At 68.7% G+C, this 17056-nt stretch carries 21 protein-coding genes; 12 read left to right on the forward strand and 9 right to left on the reverse strand.

From position 1 onward, the window contains the following. Nucleotides 1-9: 9 nt before the first annotated feature. From ACWD4J_RS35980 to ACWD4J_RS35990, 3 genes are all read left to right on the forward strand, one after another. Nucleotides 10-846, forward strand: a complete 837-nt coding sequence (locus tag ACWD4J_RS35980; protein ID WP_451399711.1) for a hypothetical protein — start codon at nt 10-12, stop codon at nt 844-846. Between the two features lie 189 nt (nt 847-1035). Continuing rightward, nucleotides 1036-1470, forward strand: coding sequence for an alpha/beta fold hydrolase (locus tag ACWD4J_RS35985; protein WP_451399712.1), 435 nt, complete (start codon nt 1036-1038; stop codon nt 1468-1470). Then, complete coding sequence (locus ACWD4J_RS35990) at nt 1467-2213, forward strand: maleate cis-trans isomerase family protein (RefSeq protein ID WP_451399713.1); 747 nt, start codon at nt 1467-1469, stop codon at nt 2211-2213. The genes ACWD4J_RS35985 and ACWD4J_RS35990 overlap by 4 nt, the downstream gene beginning before the upstream one ends. A 176-nt stretch (nt 2214-2389) precedes the next feature. Here the strand turns inward: ACWD4J_RS35990 and ACWD4J_RS35995 are convergent, their stop codons facing one another. From ACWD4J_RS35995 to ACWD4J_RS36020, 6 genes are all read right to left on the reverse strand, one after another. Next, the gene (locus ACWD4J_RS35995; RefSeq protein ID WP_451399714.1) at nt 2390-2899 is read right to left on the reverse strand and encodes an NUDIX domain-containing protein; all 510 of its coding nucleotides are present in this window, start codon (nt 2897-2899) and stop codon (nt 2390-2392) included. Between the two features lie 184 nt (nt 2900-3083). Continuing rightward, nucleotides 3084-3725, reverse strand: a complete 642-nt coding sequence (locus ACWD4J_RS36000) for a GntR family transcriptional regulator (protein ID WP_451399715.1) — start codon at nt 3723-3725, stop codon at nt 3084-3086. Nucleotides 3726-3892: 167 nt separating this feature from the next. After that, nucleotides 3893-4699 carry an enoyl-CoA hydratase-related protein gene (locus ACWD4J_RS36005; protein ID WP_451399716.1) on the reverse strand — a complete coding sequence of 269 codons (807 nt, stop codon included), beginning with the start codon at nt 4697-4699 and terminating at the stop codon, nt 3893-3895. A gap of 115 nt (nt 4700-4814) precedes the next feature. Next, complete coding sequence (locus ACWD4J_RS36010; protein ID WP_451399717.1) at nt 4815-6056, reverse strand: CaiB/BaiF CoA transferase family protein; 1242 nt, start codon at nt 6054-6056, stop codon at nt 4815-4817. Beyond that, a complete protein-coding gene (locus tag ACWD4J_RS36015) occupies nt 6046-7146 on the reverse strand; it encodes an acyl-CoA dehydrogenase family protein (protein ID WP_451399718.1) in 1101 nt (366 codons plus the stop codon). Before ACWD4J_RS36015 ends, ACWD4J_RS36010 begins: the two co-directional genes overlap by 11 nt. Further along, the gene (locus ACWD4J_RS36020; protein WP_451399719.1) at nt 7143-8285 is read right to left on the reverse strand and encodes an acyl-CoA dehydrogenase family protein; all 1143 of its coding nucleotides are present in this window, start codon (nt 8283-8285) and stop codon (nt 7143-7145) included. Before ACWD4J_RS36020 ends, ACWD4J_RS36015 begins: the two co-directional genes overlap by 4 nt. A 162-nt stretch (nt 8286-8447) precedes the next feature. On the opposite strand from ACWD4J_RS36020, the gene ACWD4J_RS36025 reads away from it, so the two are divergent. The 6 genes from ACWD4J_RS36025 to ACWD4J_RS36050 all read left to right on the forward strand — a co-directional run bounded on the left by ACWD4J_RS36025 (nt 8448) and on the right by ACWD4J_RS36050 (nt 13316). Then, nucleotides 8448-8738, forward strand: a complete 291-nt coding sequence (locus ACWD4J_RS36025; RefSeq protein ID WP_451399720.1) for an alpha/beta hydrolase — start codon at nt 8448-8450, stop codon at nt 8736-8738. 89 nt (nt 8739-8827) lie between these two features. After that, nucleotides 8828-9829, forward strand: coding sequence for an LLM class flavin-dependent oxidoreductase (locus ACWD4J_RS36030; protein ID WP_451399721.1), 1002 nt, complete (start codon nt 8828-8830; stop codon nt 9827-9829). A gap of 85 nt (nt 9830-9914) precedes the next feature. Next, nucleotides 9915-10382 carry a cupin domain-containing protein gene (locus tag ACWD4J_RS36035; RefSeq protein WP_451399722.1) on the forward strand — a complete coding sequence of 156 codons (468 nt, stop codon included), beginning with the start codon at nt 9915-9917 and terminating at the stop codon, nt 10380-10382. Between the two features lie 44 nt (nt 10383-10426). Continuing rightward, nucleotides 10427-11290, forward strand: coding sequence for an SDR family NAD(P)-dependent oxidoreductase (locus ACWD4J_RS36040; RefSeq protein WP_451399723.1), 864 nt, complete (start codon nt 10427-10429; stop codon nt 11288-11290). A gap of 91 nt (nt 11291-11381) precedes the next feature. Next, a complete protein-coding gene (locus tag ACWD4J_RS36045) occupies nt 11382-12197 on the forward strand; it encodes an SDR family NAD(P)-dependent oxidoreductase (protein ID WP_451399724.1) in 816 nt (271 codons plus the stop codon). A gap of 15 nt (nt 12198-12212) precedes the next feature. Further along, nucleotides 12213-13316 carry an ABC transporter substrate-binding protein gene (locus ACWD4J_RS36050; RefSeq protein WP_451399725.1) on the forward strand — a complete coding sequence of 368 codons (1104 nt, stop codon included), beginning with the start codon at nt 12213-12215 and terminating at the stop codon, nt 13314-13316. A gap of 95 nt (nt 13317-13411) precedes the next feature. Here the strand turns inward: ACWD4J_RS36050 and ACWD4J_RS36055 are convergent, their stop codons facing one another. The 3 genes from ACWD4J_RS36055 to ACWD4J_RS36065 all read right to left on the reverse strand — a co-directional run bounded on the left by ACWD4J_RS36055 (nt 13412) and on the right by ACWD4J_RS36065 (nt 14528). Then, nucleotides 13412-13735 carry a hypothetical protein gene (locus ACWD4J_RS36055; RefSeq protein ID WP_451399726.1) on the reverse strand — a complete coding sequence of 108 codons (324 nt, stop codon included), beginning with the start codon at nt 13733-13735 and terminating at the stop codon, nt 13412-13414. A gap of 244 nt (nt 13736-13979) precedes the next feature. Continuing rightward, nucleotides 13980-14396 (reverse strand): nuclear transport factor 2 family protein, encoded by a 417-nt coding sequence (locus ACWD4J_RS36060; RefSeq protein ID WP_451399727.1) that lies wholly within the window; start codon nt 14394-14396, stop codon nt 13980-13982. Between the two features lie 3 nt (nt 14397-14399). Further along, nucleotides 14400-14528, reverse strand: a complete 129-nt coding sequence (locus ACWD4J_RS36065) for a hypothetical protein (RefSeq protein ID WP_451399728.1) — start codon at nt 14526-14528, stop codon at nt 14400-14402. Between the two features lie 250 nt (nt 14529-14778). Here ACWD4J_RS36065 and ACWD4J_RS36070 point away from each other — a divergent pair, with 250 nt between their 5' ends. From ACWD4J_RS36070 to ACWD4J_RS36080, 3 genes are all read left to right on the forward strand, one after another. Next, nucleotides 14779-15300 carry a flavin reductase family protein gene (locus tag ACWD4J_RS36070; RefSeq protein WP_451399729.1) on the forward strand — a complete coding sequence of 174 codons (522 nt, stop codon included), beginning with the start codon at nt 14779-14781 and terminating at the stop codon, nt 15298-15300. Nucleotides 15301-15436: 136 nt separating this feature from the next. Beyond that, entirely contained in the window at nt 15437-16441 is a 1005-nt protein-coding gene (locus ACWD4J_RS36075; protein WP_451399730.1) for an NAD-dependent epimerase/dehydratase family protein, read from the forward strand. Further along, nucleotides 16438-16911, forward strand: a complete 474-nt coding sequence (locus ACWD4J_RS36080; protein ID WP_451399731.1) for a nuclear transport factor 2 family protein — start codon at nt 16438-16440, stop codon at nt 16909-16911. Before ACWD4J_RS36075 ends, ACWD4J_RS36080 begins: the two co-directional genes overlap by 4 nt. The last annotated feature ends 145 nt before the right edge of the window (nt 16912-17056 follow it).

The following is a 17056-nucleotide window of genomic DNA, read 5'->3' on the forward strand; positions in this document are numbered from 1 at the left end:
GGGGCACCTATGAACATCTGGTTCGCGTTCCGACTCGTCGCCGCCGTGACCGTGGCCGGCCTGGTGCTCAGTGGGTGCATCGGTTCCGGCGGGTCCCCGAGTGCCTCGAGATCGACGCCTGCCACGCCGGGGACGTCCGCGCCGTCGCGCACGACGGCCGCATCCCCGGTGCCGCCGGTGGTCACCCCGGCGGCCACGAAAGCCCCTACCACGCCCACGCCCCGAGGCACACCACCGCTCGGCTCGTGGAGCCTGCAGCCGGTGTGGCCGTTCGCCACGATCGCCCAAGCCGAGGCGTGGGAGCGCGCTTACCGCGCCGGCGGCCACCAGCCGTGGCACCTCGACCCCGATCAGACCGCGCTGGCCTTCACCCGCAACTACCTACAGTTCAAAGAGATCGACCGGGTTTCCTCGCGCACGGTCAGCGGTCGGCACGCCCGCATCGGCGTGGCATCGACGCGGCCCGAGAGCGGCACCGCAGCGGTGATCCACCTCGTGCGGTTCGGCACAGGCCCGGATGCCCCGTGGGAGGTCGTCGGAACCGACGACACGACGTTCACCCTGACCACGCCCACGTACGGGGCGCTCGTACGCTCCCCGCTGGTCACCGGCGGGCGGATCTCCGGTGTGGATGAGAGCATCCGCGTTCAGGTACGCGAGCCGTCGTCCGCGGCGCCGTTGGGCACCTCCCCGTGCTGCACTTCCGCCGGCGGCGACGACCAGCCCTGGAACGTGAGAGTCTCCTTCTCCGGTGCCAGTGACCCGGTGCTCACGGTCGTCGCATCCACTGGCGGGCACGTCGCAGACACCGAGCGCTTCACCATCACCGCAGTACGCACCACTTGACCGCCTGACCAACCCGCCGTGCGACGCTGGTAGTTCATTGCGCCACCCTGCCCGGACCGGGACCCTTCTCCCCGGCGTCTTGACTCGACTGACCTGCTGCCCGGCAGCGACGGCGGGTGCACGCCGCAGACGCCCCGCCTGGAAGCCATCTCGGCACGCTCCCGCCCCTGGGGCGCTGCCTTACCTGCGATGGAGACCCCGTCTGAGGGCTGCCGACCGCGACGCGGGGCCGCTTCCCGGGCCGCCGTGGAGGAGACGGTCGGCATGCTGTTCACCGGCCGGCCCGACGCCGAGACCTGGGAGACGTACGTCCAGGCCGTGCTGCGCACCGACCCGGCATACCTGGCGGCAGTCCTCGGCAGCGCGCGGCGCCTCGACCTCACCGGGCGCCTCGGCCGGATCACCGCGCCGACCCTGGTGGTGCGGGGCAGCGAGGACAGCGCGCGCAGCGCCGAGCACTCGGCCCAGCTCATCGCAGGTATCCCCACGGCTGCATCGGTGGAGATGCCGGGTGCCGGGCACTCCCCGATGGTCGACCAGGCCGACCGGTTCGCCGCCCTGGTCACCGGCCACCTGGACGGGACAGCCACGGCAGTGCCCGCCGGTCGGGCGAGCGCCGGATGAGTCTCGGATACGGCACCCTCGCTTGGATCGGCCACCTCTATCCGTCGGGCGGCCTGTGCGACTACGAGATCCAGCTCATGGCACCCGACGGCGTCCAGTTCGTCACCACCCGACTCCCGTTCCGCCGCACCGGCCTCGCCGACGACCTGGCGCTGACCGAGGACATCGAGCGGCACGCCCGGCCGCTCGCCGACGCCGAGGTGAGCGCCATCGCGGTCAACTGCACCGCCGCGACCCTCCTGGCGGGACCGGACCGGATCAACGAGCGGGTCGCCCGTGCCACCGGCATCCGCTCCGTCACCACCATCGAGGCGGTGCTCGCCGCGCTCGCCGCCGCGGGCATCCGCCGCCCCGCGCTGCTGACGCCGTACCCGGACGAAGTCGTCGCAGCGGAAAGGGAGTTCCTGCAGGCGCGGGGCATCGAGATCGCCGTCCACCGGAGCCTTCCGCGCGCCACCCCCGTCGAACAGGCCGCGATCGAGCCGGGCCGCTGGAGCGAACTGGCCGCCACACTCGACCCGTCCGCGATCGACGGGGTGCTCCTCAGCTGCGCCGGAATCCGCGTGGCTGAAGAATTGGCACGGATCGAGGACCTGCTCGGCCTGCCGGTGGTGGCCAGCAACCAGGCACTGCTGTGGCATCTGCTGCGCACCGTCGATGTCCCCACCCGCCCCGACGGCTACGGCGCGCTGCTCTCCGGCCGCTACGACCGACCCGGCCGCTTCGGCCCGACCGCCCGGTGATGACGCCGCTGGGCCCGCCCGCCCTCTCGCTCCCGGGAACCGAGCACAGCCCAGGTCGGCGTCTCCCATGCCTTTCATAGGCTCGGCGGGACGCGCTCGAACAAGCCCACGGTGAGAATCGACCTCGGCCGCGAACTCGCCCGCCGCGGAGGAACCGCAGCAGCCTTCAGTGAGGCCTACTCGATAGCCAACCATGCGGCACACTGGCGGATTCGGAATAGATCGTCGGGAAAGTAGCTTTCCCAATCCTCGTCCAGCCTCTTCCAGATCACTGGCTGCTCGGCCTCCGGGACAAACGGAGCCGCTGCATCAACGACAGCGGCATACGACAGCCCAAGCGTGACTGGCCAGTCCGGGTGGTAGGAGCGAACCGCAACCGCCGCTGGCTCGGGCAGAAGTTCCGCCTGAAGGCCCGTCTCCTCGAAGAGCTCTCGGGCCGCCCCCTCACGCGGTGTCTCCCCGGCCTCGACCTTCCCGCCCGGCGGAACCCAACCTCGCCAACGGTGCTTCACCAACACCACTTGGGCGAGGTCCTTGTCGAACACCCAAACTTCGGCTGCAAGAGGCTCCATCGGCCCCTGCCGGGCGGCAGCCAGCCACCGGACGGCCCCGTCGAACTCGGCGATCGCCTGTTCGGCATCGATCACCGCTGCCTCGACGGCCCTTTCGTCGACCACGTTCTGCATCGGGCCAACATACGGCGACGCACTGACATCGCAGCCAGGTCACTTCGATCTCATGAAGGTCCGACCTGAAGCTGGTGTCGCAGGTTCGAATCCTGCCGGGGCACAATGTGATGTTTGAGGCATCGGAAACCCTCGAACCTGCGGGTTCGGGCCTGTTCTGAGTTCGGATCGCGACTGGGTCGCTTCAGGACGGCACGGGTCTGGCTATCGCTCCACCGCCGAGCATGAGACCGAGTTGTGTTTCGGAGCCATGGCGATGCTGGTCCATGAGTTCCGCGAGACGACCGTTGTCGCCGTCGCGCAGCGCTTCGATCATGGCTGCGTGTTCCTCCAGAACGGCCCGGCGACTGTCGGGGGAGACCAGATAGACCGAGTGGTAGGGGGCGGCCCAGTTCCACAGCCGTTCGATCTCGTCGATGACCATCTTCAGGCCACTGAGCCGGAAAATCGCGAAGTGGAACTCATGATTCAATAGGCGCATCTCGACCAGGTCGAGTCGTTCGGACGCAGCGACAATTCTGTCGTTCAGGTCGGTCACTTGCTGGAGTCGCTCCGCGGTCGGCGGAATGGAAAGACTGCCGATGATCTCGGTTTCCAGAAGCCTGCGCATCAGATAGATCTGGTCGAACTCGCTCTGGCTCAGCCTGGTAACCGTATAGCCGACGTTGTGGACATGGCTCACCAGGCCATCGGCGGCCAGTTGGCGCAGACCCTCGCGAACCGGTAGTCGACTGACACCCAGTTGCTCGGCCATGAACTCCTGGCGGATCTGCTGTCCCGGAAGAAGTTCGCCGGTCGAGATCATTCGCCTTAGTTCGACGATCACTCTCTCTACCGCCTTCGACCGGGGGCGGGGTTGTGTCGTCTTTTCGGTCGGCAACTTTCGCCCTTTCGGTGACGCAGAGGGGGGTGGCGACATCCACATACGATGCTGGATGCAGTTTACGGACCCTGGGGTGCGCCACGGCGCACCGAAACAGGAGCCGACAGGGCCTAGGGCTCAGCCACGACATGGGGTTTTGAGGGTTTGCGGTCCCAGCCCGTCCGGCCCTTGCGGCCGAAGGACCACATCTGAACGCCTCGTTCCACCTCGATCGCGGCCGTCCAGGGAATGGCCGGGGGCCCGACTTCCAGGACGGCGCTGTTCTTGATGCGGCGTGCCAGTTCGGGATCCGCGGCCGCCTTGGCCACGAGTGCCTCCGCAGCGTCGAGCATGTCCTCAGGACCGGCGGTCTGCCAGGCCAGCCCGCGGCGGACGGCTTCAGCGCCGGACAGCGGGATGCCAAGCGCTCCAAGGGCGATGGCCTGTTGGTATCCGGCCGCACGCCCGAGCAGGGACAGATGTCCACCGCCGGGATGGATGCCGCGGGCGAGGAAGCCGCTGTCCAGTGTGGCGTCTGCGGTGACCAGCATGAGGTCCGTGGCCAGGGCGAGGTTGAGACCGGCGCCCACAGCTCCGCCAACGACCAGGGACACACTGGGGACAGGAAGCCTGCCGATCTCCACGAACGCGCTGTAGACGGCGGAGGTGCGGGCGACCGATTCGGGGGCGGCCGGATCGGCGGAGGACTGGGCCAGATCCCGGGTGTCGGCGCCGCTGCAGAAGTAGCCGCCGACCGCGTCGACCAGGACGGCGCCGATGGTCTCGTCGGCGTGGACCGAGCGGCAGAAGTCCTCGATCAGCGCGGCCATCTGCAGGGTGATGGCGTTTTTGCGGAGTGGGTTGTTCAGGGTCAGTCGCGCCAGGCCGTCGCTGACATTCACGATGGCCGGGGGCTCGTGGGGGGCTTGATCGGTCATGTGCTGCTTCCTTCGATGAGGGGAGTGCGAGGCTGTACCACTCGTTGGGCTTCGGGTACCTGATTGCCCTGCATCTTCTCGTTGCGTTGCTGGCGTGGTGTCCAGCCCGGCCCGCTCACGATCCGAATGCCCCTTCGGCCTTCAGCCGCACGATCTCCTCCTCCACGTAGCCGAGCCCGTCCAGGACGGCAGCCGTGTCGGCGCCGCGAGCAACCGGGGCGGCAGGCCTGCGGGTGGCCGAGCGGCTGAAGGAGATCGGCACCCCGACGCCGCGGTAGCAGTCGTCGTCGACGAACAGTTCGCGGTGGGCCACCTGGGGGTCGCTCAGAGCGGTACCGATGTCGTTCACCGGGCCCGCCGGGACGCCTGCCGCGATGAGCTCCTGGCCCAGTGGGCCACTGTCCCGCTCGCTGACCAGAGCGGACAGCACTGCGATGAGCTCCGGCAGGTGCGTGATGCGTCCGGCGTTGTCGGCGAAGCGGGGATCGTCAGCGGTCTCGGGCCGGCCCAGGACGGTCATGAGCGCTCTGAACTGGCGGTTGTTGGCGGCACTGATGAAGATGTCGCCCGTCCGCGTGCGGAAGAGCTGATAGGGGGCGACAACGGGATGGGCGCCGCCCGTACGCCGCGGGGTGCGCCCGTCGGCAGTCCAACTTGCCGAGTGCGGATGGAGCAGCGAGATCACGGCATCCAGGAGCGCGATGTCGACGAGCTGGCCGAGACCGCCGGCGCTGCGGTCGTGCAGGGCCAGCAGGATCCCGCTGAAGGCGAGGTTGCCGGCCATGAGATCGACGATCGGCACCCCGACGCGCAGCGGCTCCCGGTCCGGGTATCCGTTGATGCTCATGAGACCGCCGTAGGCCTGCAGGACGGCGTCGTAACCCGGCAGGCCGCCCAGTGGGCCGTCGGTTCCGAATCCGCTGATACGGCAGTACACGAGCCGGGGATGTCGTTCGGCCAGGACGTCCTCATAGCCCAGACCCCATCGGGCCATGGTCCCGGACTTGAAGTTCTCCACCACCACATCGGCTTCGGCGATGAGGCGGGCGAGGACCTCTCGGCCCGCGGACGTGGAGAGGTCCAGGGACACGTTGCGCTTGTTGCGGTTCAGACCGTGGTAGTAGGCGCTCGTTCCGTCCGTATGGAAGGGCGGTCCCCAGGAACGCGTCTCGTCGCCTCCCGGTCCTTCGACCTTGATCACACCCGCTCCGTGATCGGAGAGCATCTGGGCGCAGTACGGCCCGGCCAGGACCCTGCTGAGATCGAGTACACGCAGGCCTTTGAGGACGCCCTGGGCTTCCGGCGCCGCTGTCCAGGCGTCTCGCTGCGCCGACTTGAGATCGTGTTCAGCTGACACCGGTACGGCTCCATGGTGTTGTGCGGTTGTGGGCCTTACGGTCCGCGCCGGAGATCAACTGCCACGGGTCGTCCGTCTCCGCCACGAGGTCGGCGCTTCGGCGCTGCCAGTAGAGCTCGTTGCCATACTCCTCACGCCACGACCACAGGCGCGTGGTGTGGGCGCCGAGCCGGTGTTCGCGGGTGAAACCGATCGCGCCGTGCAACTGATGGGCGATTGCCGTGATCTGCCGGGCCAGCGCTGAAGCCTCGGCCTTAGCAGAAGCCACGGCCAGTTCCCTGTGGCGTGCGCTCTCCGCGAGAGCCAGTACGGCGGCGTCCGCCGCGACCTCGACCGTGACCACAGCACCCGCGAGCTGCGCAAGCTGCTGCTGCACCGCCTGGAAGCGGACCAGGGGCCTGCCGAACTGCACCCGTTCGGAAACGTACCGGGACGTGGCGTCCAGAACGGCGCGTGCCGCACCAGCCAGCTGCGCCGCTCGTGCTGCTGCCCCGTACAGCAACAGTTCGCCCTGCCCGCCTGCGTCGGCCGGCCAGTGGATCTCGTACGCATCGACTCCGTCGAGAATCGCGCTGTCGCGCTGCTCCCCGGCGAGGTTCTCCCCGGGCGACACGCGCAGCCCGGGAGTGTCGGTCGAGACCAGTGCGACGGCCGGGCCCTGCGGAGTGTCGGCCAGGGTCAGCAGGACATCGGCGGAGCGCAGCCAGGGGACGCGGGACAGCGACCCGCTCAGCCGCCAGGATCCGCAGGACCCTGTCTCGGCGGTGACGTCGCCGGTGGCGGCCGTGAGCATGCCGGCAGGCAGGGCCGCCTGCGCGGCGGCCAGCAGCGGACCGGCGAGGAACAGTGTTTCGGCCAGCGGGACGGCGGCGCTCGCGGCAGCGGCCTCACGGATCAGAACGGCCGCATCCCGTAAGGTACCGCCCGCGCCCCCCAGTTCCTCGGGAACCGTGAGGGAGGTGAAGCCGAGCCGTTCGAGGTCGTCCCACAGCTTCCGGTCGGACCCGGCCGGCGGCGACGAGTCCAGGGGGTGCCGCCCCGCGAACACATCCCGGACGGCGACGGTCAGGTCTTCCAGGTGATCGCTCATCGGTCACCGAGTCCCTTCGCGACGATGGAGCGCAGGATTTCGTTCGTGCCTCCGCGCAGCGTGAAGGCGGGTACGTGCACGACCGCTTCGGCGAGCATGGAGGCGAGGCCCGAGCCGGCCTCGAGCTCCGGACCCGTGTGCCTTCGCACGACGTCCACGACATCGCCTTCGAAGGTGGTCCCCAGGTCCTTCACCAGAGCTGCCTCGACGGAGGGCTGCTCTCCGCGGTCCAGCAGGTCGGCGACGGACAGGGAGAGCTCGCGCAGGGCCACCAGTCGGGTGACCAGTCGGCCCAGGTCCGCGCGGGCGACCGGGTCCGTGGCGGCGCGGGTCGAGCGTGACCACTCGCGCAGCAGCGGCAGTGTGCTCAGCAGCCGCTCGGGTCCGGAGCGTTCATTGCCGAGTTCGGCGGTCACCTGGCGCCACCCGTCGCCGCGTGCGCCCAGGAGCGCGGACGGCGGGATGAGTGCATCGTCGAAGACCACCTCGTTGAAATGGTGAGCGCCGTCGATGGTGATGATCGGCCGGATCCGGATCCGCGGGTGGGGCAGGTCCACGATGAACTGGGAGAGCCCGCGGTGCCGGCTGTCGGTGGGGTCGCTGCGCGCGAGCACGATCACCGCGTTGGCGATGTGCGCCACGCTCGTCCAGACCTTGGTGCCGGTCAGTCTCCACCCGTCGTCCGTCTCGACCGCCCGTGTGCGGACGGAGGCGAGGTCGGAGCCGGAGTCCGGCTCCGACATGCCGATCGCGAAGAAGCTCTCAGCCGCCGCGATGCCGGGAAGGTAACGGCGTTTCTGTTCTTCTGTTCCGTTACGCAGAATGCTCGGCGCCATCTGCCGGTCGGCGATCCAGTGTGCGGCCACCGGTGCCCCGGCGGCCAGCAACTCCTCCGTCACCACGTAGCGTTCCAGGGCGGAGCGGCCGTGCCCTCCGTACTCGGGAGGGATCGTCATGCCGACCCACCCGCGCTGGGCGAGCCGTCTGCTGAAGCTCTGATCGATCCCCGACATCCAGGCGTCGCCCTGCGGCCTGAATGCACCGGCTGCGATCTCCTTCTCGAGGAAGTCCCGCACCTCGGCCCGGAGTTCCTGCAGATGCTCGGGAAGCTCGGAGACCGCACGGAGAGCGAATGCCATGAGACCGTCCTTCCGCGAGAATGATCATCCCAAATTGGATCCTATCTTGCAGTCCAAATGGTTGACAACACACGGTGACGTGGTTTGACTGACCGTCACAACAAGGGACCGGTCGGCTCGGGAGTCGCCGCATGACCTCAACGACGCGTTCGCACCGCCTCATTGATCTGCACGTGCCGCCCAGCCACCCCGACAGGGCCGAGCTCGGTCCTGGCCGATGACCTGTCCGGAATCCCGGACGCCATCGTGGTGTCCGCCGGAGCGGACCCGCTGCGGGTCGGCGTCGAGGAGTACGGTCAGCGGCTGCCCGCGGCGGGTGTTCCCACGGCACTGCTGCGCTACCCCGGCGTCTGCCATGACTTCCTCTCCCGGGCTGCCTCGGTCGGCCGGGCCCGGACCGCCTTCGCCGAGATCGGCGCCCTCACCCGCGCCAAATTCGCCGCGATCCGCTGATCCTGCCCCTCAGACGCTTCACCCCCGGCCCGCGTAGCGGCGCCACCGGCTCACCCGCATCCCGAACCGGCAGAAGGTGGTCAAACCCCATGACCCGACCGGCACTTTCCGTGGCATTGCCACCCAGCAAGGACGTCGTCGACTACGCACTCGCCGCCGAACACCTGGGTTACGAACGGTTGTGGCTGTTCGACTCGCCGGCGCTGTACGGGGACATCTGGGTGGCGCTCGGCCGGCTCGCCGAACAGACCCAGCGCATCAAGCTCGGAACCGGCGTCGCCGTGCCCAGCACCCGCCACCCGATGGTGACCGCGTCGGCGATCGCGTCCATCGAGGAACTGTCCCCCGACCGGCTCACTGTCGCCTTCGGCACCGGCTTCACCGCCTGCCGAGCGATGGGCCAGAAGCCGATGAAGTGGTCGGAACTTGACACCTGCATCCGCCAGATCCGCGGTCTGCTCGCCGGGGAGGTCGTCGAGATCGAAGGCGTCGCCACCCAGATGATCCACTCGCCTGGCTGGGCTCCCGACCGCCCGATCACCACCCCGATCTGGTCCGCACCCAGCGGGCCCAAGGGCTTCGAAGCGTCGCGCCATCTGGGCCTCGACGGCGTCATCCTGAGCTCCCCTCCCCAGCAAGGCGAGCACCACGCCTGGAAGTCCAACGCCCTCCTGATCAACGGCACCGTCATCCGTCCGGGCGAGGACCACACCACCCCTCGCCTTGTCGAAGCCATCGGACCTCAGTACAGCACCGGCTTCCACGGCATCTGGGAAATGTGGCCGCATGCCCTCGACCGGACGCCGGGCGGCGCGGTCTGGCGCGAGGCGATGCTCTCGGCCCGGCCGGAGCACCAGCGCCATCTCGCTGTACACGAGGGTCACCTGTGCTGCATGACCGACCGCGACCGGGCCGGCGTCCAGGCCGCGGGCGCCGCCATCCTGAGTCAGGGCTGGACGGGCGACGCCGAGTCCATCCGGACCCGGCTCGACCAGACCGGTGCCGAGGGCATCGCCGAGGTCGTCTACAACCCCGCAGGGCCGGACATCCTCGGCGAACTCGCTGCCTTCGCAGAGGCAGCCGCGGGCTGAAGCGCTCTGGCGCCCGGATCGGTCCAGGCCCGGGTGATTCCGTACCGAACCGAGGCCGAAAACGGCCTGACGCAGGGAGTTGGTCATGACCGTCCGTAGAGTGATCACCGACGAGGTCGACGGGAAGTCCCGGATTCTCACCGACTCGGAAGCACCGAACATCTGGTGCGACGAGATCTGGATGGCCACCCCGGAGCTGCCCTACGGCTGCGATTCCGGGGCGGGCCCGCAGCCGCTGCAGCCGGCACCGGGCGCCGCGTACTTCCGCATCGTCTCCCTTGACCCGGACCATGTGGTCCGCGCGGCGCTGGCGCAGGTGAGCGAGCAGCAGGGGGAGATCCACCAGGACATCGACGCCGAGGGGTTCCATCAGACGGACACCATCGACTACCTCTTCATCCTCGACGGCCCCGTAGAACTCATCCTCGACGAAGGCTCCACCATCCTGCAGCCCGGCGACTGCGTCGTGCAGCGGGGCACCAGGCACGCGTGGCGCAACCACGGGGACAAGCCGATTCGCCTTCTCACGGTGATGGTGGGCACCACCCGGTAGCCCTCGCGGCGAATCCCATGCCTTCACACGGACGGAGAGTCAAATTGAACGCAGCACAGAGATTCAACGGCGGAACGGCGGTGGTGACCGGAGCGGGTTCGGGCATCGGGGAAGGCCTCGTCCGCCATCTCGCGGCACTTGGCATGCATGTCGTGGTCGCGGACATCGATGCCGATGCGGCCCGGGGTGTCGCGACCGATCTGTGCGCGCAGGGTGCGTCGGCGGTCCCGTACCAGGTGGACGTCGCCGATGCCGACGCGGTGGACGCGATGGCCGCCTCCCTGTTCGAGGCCCAGGGGACGGTCGAGCTGCTGGTGAACAACGCAGGCGTGGAGAATGCCGGCCTCATCTGGGAGATCGGAGCGGACCGCTGGAACAAGGTCATGGGCATCAATGTCAGCGGCGTCTTCCACGGGCTGCGCGCCTTCGTGCCCCGGATGATCCAGGCCGGCGCACCGGCGACGATCGTCAACATCTCCTCAGTGGGAGGCGTGGCGACCGCGCCACTCCAGACGCCGTACATCGTGAGCAAGCATGCCGTTCTGGCGCTGAGCGAGTGCCTGCACCAGGAGCTCGCGCTGGTGGGAGCGCCGATCCAGGTATCCGTGGTTCTGCCCCACGCGGTACGCAGTCAGATCTTCGCTTCCGCCCGGCGTGACGCACCCACCGACAACCCCATGGCCAACCAGATGTTCGACGCGCTCCAGCACGCCAACGACACAGTCGCCCTCAGTCCTCTCGAGGCTGCCGAGCATCTGCTCGAGGGCGTCGCCCGCGGAGACTTCTGGGTCTTCACCCACGACGATCTCGGCAGGGCCAGTGTGGCGGCACGCGCCAACGTACTGCAGACGCTCAGCCGGCCGCGCGACCCGGCGGAGATGCTCAAGGGACTCGTTCGCACGGAGTGAGGGAGCAGCCGCGACCCGGCAGCGGAACCAGCTCCCAACAGTGAAATCCCCAGCACTCAAGAAGCCCGAGCGTTGAGACAGAGGACGTGACATGACAAACCTGCAAGGACGAGTCGCGCTGGTCACCGGAGCCGGTCAGCCCGACGGAATCGGACAGGGCATCGTGAAGGCCCTGCTGCGCTCCGGCGCCGACGGCGTGGTGTTCTCCGACATCGACACGGAGACGGGCGAAGAGTCGCTGAAGATCGCGGCGAGCGAGTTCGGCGCGGACCGTCTTCTGTTCCTACGTCAGGACGTCTCGTCCGAGGCGGACTGGGAGCAGGTCCACGCCACTGTGCTCGACCGGTTCGGCGGCCTCGACATCCTCGTCAACAACGCCGGCGCCAGCTTCGGCGGGTCACTCGCAACGCTCTCCCTGGAGGACGTGCGCAGGGGCATGAGCGTGAACTTCGAGAGCCAGTTCATCGGTATCAAGACGTGCATGGAGTCACTGGTCGAGCGGGCGGACCGGTGGCCCGGCGGCACAGCGATCATCAACAACTCGTCCGTGGGCGCCTACCTCGCCGACCCGGCCAACCTCACGTACAACGTCTCCAAGGCCGCGGTACGCATGCTGTCCATGTGTGCGGCCCGAGAACTCGGCGGCCAGAACGTCCGGGTCAACTCCATCCATTTCGGCACCATCGACACGCCTCTGCTCCGCGCGTCCTTCGAGCGGCGGGTCGACATGGGCCAGTACCCGGATACAGACGCCGCTCGCCATGCCATGGAGCGAAACGCCCCGCTGAAGAGGATGGGAACGCCTGAGGACGCCGGCGCCCTCGCCGCGTTCCTGGCTTCCGACGAGGCCCGCTACCTGACCGGCGCCGCATACATATGCGACGGCGGACTCACGACCCAGTACTGAAAGGACCCGGCACACATGGCATCGATCGAGGAGCGCTGGCTGGGGCTGGCGCCGATCAAGGTCGGCTGGCTCGGTATGGAGTGGGCGCGGTTCGAGCGCGAGATCCGGATGGCCTTCGAGGAGGGCATCGAGCGCGGAGTCCTCGACCGTCCCTACGAGTTCGTCATGGAGGACGAGGCCGGGCTGCCCCAGGGCTCGGCCAAGAGCGGCGTCGACGCGTTCCACCGGCTCGTCGACGCAGGCTGCCTGGCGGTGGTGGGAGCCAACTACACCGACTCGGCCATGGTCCTGGCCGAGCACGCCAACGCCCGCCGGGTGCCGCTGATCAGCATGTGCGGAACCGACGCCTTCCACGGGGAGTACTGCTTCCGGCTCGGAAACGGCGACGTCGGGGGCGACCCGGCCCTGATGGTCAACTGGCTGAAGCGCAACGGCCACCGGAGCGCGGCCGTGGTGAGCCCCTGGTCGCCCATCGCGGAGGAATACTTCCGGTTCTTCCGGCAGGAGTGCCGCCGACTGGGAGTGTCGATCGCGGCCATGGAGTCGGTGAGCGCCGCCACCACCGCTGATCAGCTGGCCGACAAGCTCGCGGCCCTGCGATCCGCTGACGCCGACGCCCTGGTCTGGCTCGGATACGGCGGCCTCGTCGTCTCTGGAGCGGTACGGCAGGCCCTGGAGACGCTCGCCTGGGACCCTCCCCGGATCATGACCACCGCCTTTATGCAGTACATCTGGGGATTCGAACAGCTGGAAGGCTGGGTGGGGATCGACCAGTGGTGCCCCGACAATCCGCGCATGCACACCTTCCACGACCGCTTCGTGTCCCGCTACGGGGAGGATCCCTGGATGTGGCCCAACGCCATCCCGGGCCTCGCCTACGACATGGCCGCGGTCGTCGTCGAGGCCCTGCACCGGGCCCCCGTCCTGACCGGGTCCGGAGTGAAGGAGGGGCTCGAGCGGATCCGCTTCATGCCGGCCGTCACCGGCGGCCCCCACACCCATATCGCTGGAGGGCCCTACGACCACCAGCTGTTCAAGGGCGACTGGCTGCACTACGGCCGTGTCCGCAACGGCAAGCTGGAGTTCGCCGGCCTCTACGAGTCCACGGACGATTACTGACGGCCGGGCAGCCAGCCCTTTGTGGCGATCCCGTCGATGGCGCGGTCGACTTGGACCGCCGTGACATACCGCCCATGCCCGGCCGCGCGAGGGATTCAGTTCTTTCCGTCCGTGTGTCCGTCCCAGCCCTTGGCCATGGTCTCCTCGAAGTGGTTCATCAGGGTTTGCAGGGCGGCGGCGGGGTTGAACTCCAGTACCTCGCTGGCCTCCTCGTAGATGAGGCTGTGGCCGGCCGGGAAGAAGTAGGCCTCACCGGCGCCGGCGACCTCGTCCGGCCAGTCGGAGCCCGGGTAGACGCAGCGCACCCGGCCCTTGAGGACGTAGGCGTAGTGCGGGCACTGGCACACGTCGCCCGGCAGACCCTTGTAGCCGGAAGTGCAGTCGACGGGACCGTCGACCACGGTCCAGCCGACTTCCATGTCGCCCCACTACACCGAGCGGAAGCCGGTGTGTGGCCAGCGGCCGCCCCCGTTCTGCGGTATCTCCTGTGGCTTGATGACGGGCAAGGGAGCCTCCTTGAGGAGTGATGGCTGAGGTTCGAAACGTGAAGGTTCGTAGGCGACATGGAACCGGTCTACTCGTCGACTCGGAGTTGACTCTGAGCTGGACGAGCTGGACGAGCCAGGCGAGCCGGTCCGCAGACGGGCGAGTCCGCGGTGCGCGTCAGCCGGCGGTCGGGTGTGTTTGGTCGACCCACAGCCGGGTGAGTCGCAAGGAGACGATGCGCCAGGCCCCGTCGCCCCCCTTGGCGTACGTCTCGTGGTAATGGCCGTAGCCGTGCAGGGTGGCGCCGTTCGGGTACCAGACGTGGTCCTCCATGGCCCACACCCCCGTGGCCCGGTCGGGGGACGTGAGCGTGATCTCCGGGGTGTGTCCGTGGTGGCAGGTCCGGACGCCGGCCAGGATCGGCTGGAGCGCGGTCAAGTAGGCATCTCGCTCGTCGAAGACGAACGGCGGGTCGTGCTCCACCTCGATGTGCAGGTCGGGTGCGAACACATCCCGAAAGGCGTCCCATTCCTGGGTGTCGAGCAGCCTGAAGTAGCGTGCCTTGAGTTGCCGGATGGCTTCGAGATCGTCCATCGCCTACTTCCCTGTCTGCAGGTCGCCGTCGACCCGGGCGGCAGCGTCGGCGCCGAGCCGGCAGCGGGTGGTGCGATTCGCCGGGTCGGTGTCGATGCTGCCCTGCCCTCCTGACGGTCCGAGGAGTGCCATCCGGTCGCGGCACCACTGCCGGTTCTCCCTCTCGCCTTCGCGCCGACCTCAACTGACATCGTCCGATAGAGCTAGTATTGCTATCCTTTAAAAGATGGCAATACTAGCGGCAGGGTTCCATGGAGACGATTCGTTGGGAAACCAGGAAGGCGGAAAGGGCGATGGGTGAAGATCAGGCGTCGTGGGCGAGGCGTTCGGCAGCAGTCGACGGAGATTGCGCAGACGCGGGACGGCGTGGGGCGAGGGGGCGATGACGGCTGTGTCGCCACGTACGGCAGCGCAGCCAAGCCTCGCACCGGTCGTCGACTCGGCAGAATTTCGTAGGGTCCTGGGGCACTTCTGCAGCGGCGTCACGGTCATCACGTCGATCGATGACGGCGCTCCCGTCGGCTTCGCCTGCCAGTCCTTCCAGTCGCTGTCCCTGGAGCCGGCGCTGGTCGCCTTCTCGGCGGGGCGTATGTCCACGACCTGGCCGCGTATCCAGGCCTCCGGCCGATTTTGCGTGAACATACTCGGCGCCGAGCAGGAGCAGCTGTGCCACGGCTTCGCCGTCAGCGGGGGCGACAAGTTCAACGGCGTCGGCTGGCGGCCCAGTCCCTCCGGGATGCCTCTCCTGGACGGCTCGCTCGCATGGATCGACTGTGTCATCGACGTCGTGCACGAGGGCGGAGACCACCAGATCGTCGTCGGCCGCGTGGAGGCCCTCGACGCTCCGCGTGAAGGCCGACCCCTGCTGTTCTTCCGCGGCGGCTTCGGCGGCTTCCGCACCTGAGGTCGGCCTCATGGCCCACGAGGTGCGCCACCGCGGCCGCCGGTGCAGCCGTCACCCGCAATTCTGGCAAAGATCGCCCATAAGGCTTCTACGGTGCCGGGCGCAGCGCCCGGCTGACGCTGAGGAGGGGCTCGTCGTGGCCACTGTGTTCATCACCGGTGGGACTGGTCTGATCGGCGCCAACATCTGCCGCCGGCTGCGCGAGCGCGGCGACGAGGTACGCGCCCTGGTCCGCTCGGGCAGCGCGTACGAGCCGTTGCGCGAACTGGGCGTGGTCCCTGTGGAAGGCGACATCACCCGCGGCGAGGACGTTCTGGCCGCCGCAAAGGACGCCGAGTTCACCGTCCACTCGGCAGCCGTCCTCGGCGGCGCATCCCAGGACCCGGAGGAGCACGCCCGCGTCAACACCCTCGGCCTGCGGCACGTACTCGACGCGGCTGCCGCGGTCGGCTGCCGTCGCACTGTCGCGCTGGGCACCACCACGTATTTCGACTACACCACCGCACCTCTGACCGAGGGCTCACCGCTGCTCGACGATCCGCCGAGCGACCCGTACACCGTCTCCAAGCGCGCAGCGTTCGTCGAGTTGATGCGTCGCGCCCGCGACGGCCAGGACGCCTGTGTGGTCATTCCCGGCGGCACCTTCGGGCCGTCGCCGGTACTGGGCCGAGCCATGCAGGCGCCCAGCTACAACCTGCGCATCAAGCTGGCGCTCGAGCGGGCCATCGCGGCGACCGTGGACTTCCCGATCCCGTGGTCGTACGCAGACGACGTGGCCGCAGTGACCGTCGCCGCGCTTGACCGGGGGGTCGCAGGTGAGAAGTACCTGGCGTTCGCTTCCCCCGACGACGTGTGCAGCACGGCGCAGTTCCTCAACCGGGCTTGCGAACTGGCGGGCTCCGACCACCGCGTCGCCGACATCACCGCCGAGGAACTGGACGCCGACCCGCAGTTGCAGCGTGCCAACGGCCCCAGCCTGGTGGCCCTGGCCCACCGCCGGTTCCCCGAGCCCTACTACACCGACACGCTCACCCGAGCCCGGCTCGGCCACACCCCGCTGCGCCTGGAGGAGGGCCTGCGCCGCACGCTGGCCTGGCTCGAGGACACCGGCGCGCTCGAGTCCGGGGGAGCGCCGCGATGACCGACCGCCGGAGCCGGCAGGCAGCCGATCACACGGAGCTGCTGTGGGCGGAACGGTGCGTCCGCAGGCTGCCGATGCTGTACGCGCGGGGCGTCGACCGGCGCGACTGGCAGCTGGTCCGCTCCTGCTTCGCGGACGGCGCCTTTGTGGCGGGAACCCGTGATGCCCTTCCCGTGGACGAGTACCTGGCGCGACTGCGCCCGGGAGTCGAGTGCTTCCCCGCGACCATGCATTTCATGGGCAACCAGATCGCCGACATCGACGAGGGCTGCCGGTCCGGACGGGTCGAGACGTACGCGGTCGCCTACCACTTCCAGGGCGATACGGCAGGAGCCGATCATCCCGACAACCTCGTGGTCGGCGTCCGCTACCACGACGAGGTGGTGTGCACGGAGGAGGGCTGGCGGATCATACGTCGCTCGGTGTCGGGGGACTGGCGGAACGGGCCGTACCCGGGCCGTGGCACATGACAGACAGCGCATCGATGGACATCGCCCAGCCGACGCACCTGCCCGCCTCAGACTGACGACCGGGGGCCCTCCAGGCCACCGACGACGCGGCCACCGACGACGCTGTCGATCCGACCTGCCCCCGGTCCGAGACCCGTACCTGCTC

The organism is Streptomyces sp. NPDC002577, from assembly GCF_053594815.1.